Here is a 1,969-nt window from a genome sequence, read left to right on the forward strand (position 1 = left end):
CCCTTGGGACCTTCTCCAGCCCCAGGATGTGACGAGCCGACATCGAGGTGCCAAACCACTCCGTCGATATGAGCTCTTGGGAGGGATCAGCCTGTTATCCCCGGAGTACCTTTTATCCTTTGAGCGATGGCCCTTCCATACGGAACCACCGGATCACTATGCTCTGCTTTCGCACCTGATCGACTTGTAGGTCTCTCAGTCAAGCGCCCTTTTGCCATTACACTCTACGGCCGGTTACCAATCGGCCTGAGGGCACCTTTAGAAGCCTCCGTTACGCTTTTGGAGGCGACCACCCCAGTCAAACTACCCACCAAACGCGGTCCTCTCATCTGAGAGTTAGGAACCAGACAGCCAAAGGGTCGTATTTCAACAGCGGCTCCACAAACACTGGCGTGCCTGCTTCATTGCCTCCGACCTATCCTACACATCGACTGCCCAATTACAACGTTAAGCTATAGTAAAGGTTCACGGGGTCTTTTCGTCCCATCGCGGGTAATCGGCATCTTCACCGATACTACAATTTCACTGGAATCATGGTTGAGACAGTGCCCAGATCATTACACCATTCGTGCAGGTCGGAACTTACCCGACAAGGAATTTCGCTACCTTAGGACCGTTATAGTTACGGCCGCCGTTTACTGGGGCTTCAATTCAAACCTTCGACTTGCATCTAAGCTCTCCTCTTAACCTTCCAGCACCGGGCAGGTGTCAGACTGTATACTGCATCTTTCGATTTTGCACAGCCCTGTGTTTTTGTTAAACAGTTGCCTGGGCCGATTCTCTGCGCCTCACATTACTGTGAGGACCCCTTATTCCGAAGTTACGGGGTCAATTTGCCTAGTTCCTTAACCATGAATCTTCCAAGCGCCTTAGTATATTCTACCCGACTACGTGTGTCCGTTTACGGTACGGGTATCTTTGATGTTAAGCTTAGCGGATTTTCTCGGGAGTAGGATTACCTTCACTATTACATTGTCCGAAGACGCTGTATACTATCAACTTTCAGCTCAGATGGTGGATTTGCCTGCCATCCTCATTACCTACGGTCTTTAACGAGCTATTCCGTCAGCTCGCGGAAGTGTCACTCCTCCGTCTCCACATCGCCAACAAAGATAGTAACGGAATATTAACCGTTTCTGCCATCGGCATCACCATTAGGTTGAACCTTAGGTCCCGACTGACCCAGGGGCGATTAACGTTGCCCTGGAAACCTTAGTCTTTCGGCGAGAGTGCATCTCACACTCTTTATCGTTACTTATACCTACATTTGCTTTTCATGAAGCTCCAACAGAGGTTATCCTCTATCTTCAAGGCCGCATGAATGCTCCCCTACCGATATCATTAGATATCCCACGGCTTCGGCAATAGACTTTATACCCGATTATTATCCATGCACAGTCCCTCGACTAGTGAGCTGTTACGCACTCTTTGAATGAATGGCTGCTTCCAAGCCAACATCCTAGCTGTCACGGGGACCACACTTCGTTAGTTTAACTTAGCCTATATTTCGGGGCCTTAGCCGGTGGTCAGGATTCTTCTCCTCTCGGGCGTGGACCTTAGCACCCACGCCCTCACTCCCGGGCTTAGCCTGTGTGCATTCGGAGTTTGTCTGGACTTGATAGGCGGTGAAGCCCTCGCATCCAATCAGTCGCTCTACCTCACACAGGGAACGCCCGAGGCTGCACCTAAATGCATTTCGGGGAGTACGAGCTATCTCCAAGTTTGATTGGCCTTTCACTCCTACCCTCACCTCATCCAGAAGCTTTTCAACGCTTATTGGTTCGGTCCTCCATCCCGTGTTACCGGGACTTCAACCTGGACAAGGGTAGATCACTTGGTTTCGCGTCTACCACCGCCGACTATGCGCCCTGTTCAGACTCGCTTTCGCTTCGGCTTACGTGCTTCATAGCACTTAACCTTGCCGACGACGGTAACTCGTAGGTTCATTATGCAAAAGGCACGCCGTCAC

At 50.8% G+C, this 1,969-nt stretch carries 1 rRNA gene; it reads right to left on the minus strand.

Annotated features, from left to right (window positions below):
* Positions 1-1,969 (minus strand): 23S ribosomal RNA (locus tag HMPREF9999_RS01525); the annotation flags it as partial.

Source organism: Alloprevotella sp. oral taxon 473 str. F0040, from assembly GCF_000318095.2.
In the GTDB taxonomy this organism is placed as follows: Bacteria; Bacteroidota; Bacteroidia; order Bacteroidales; family Bacteroidaceae; genus Alloprevotella.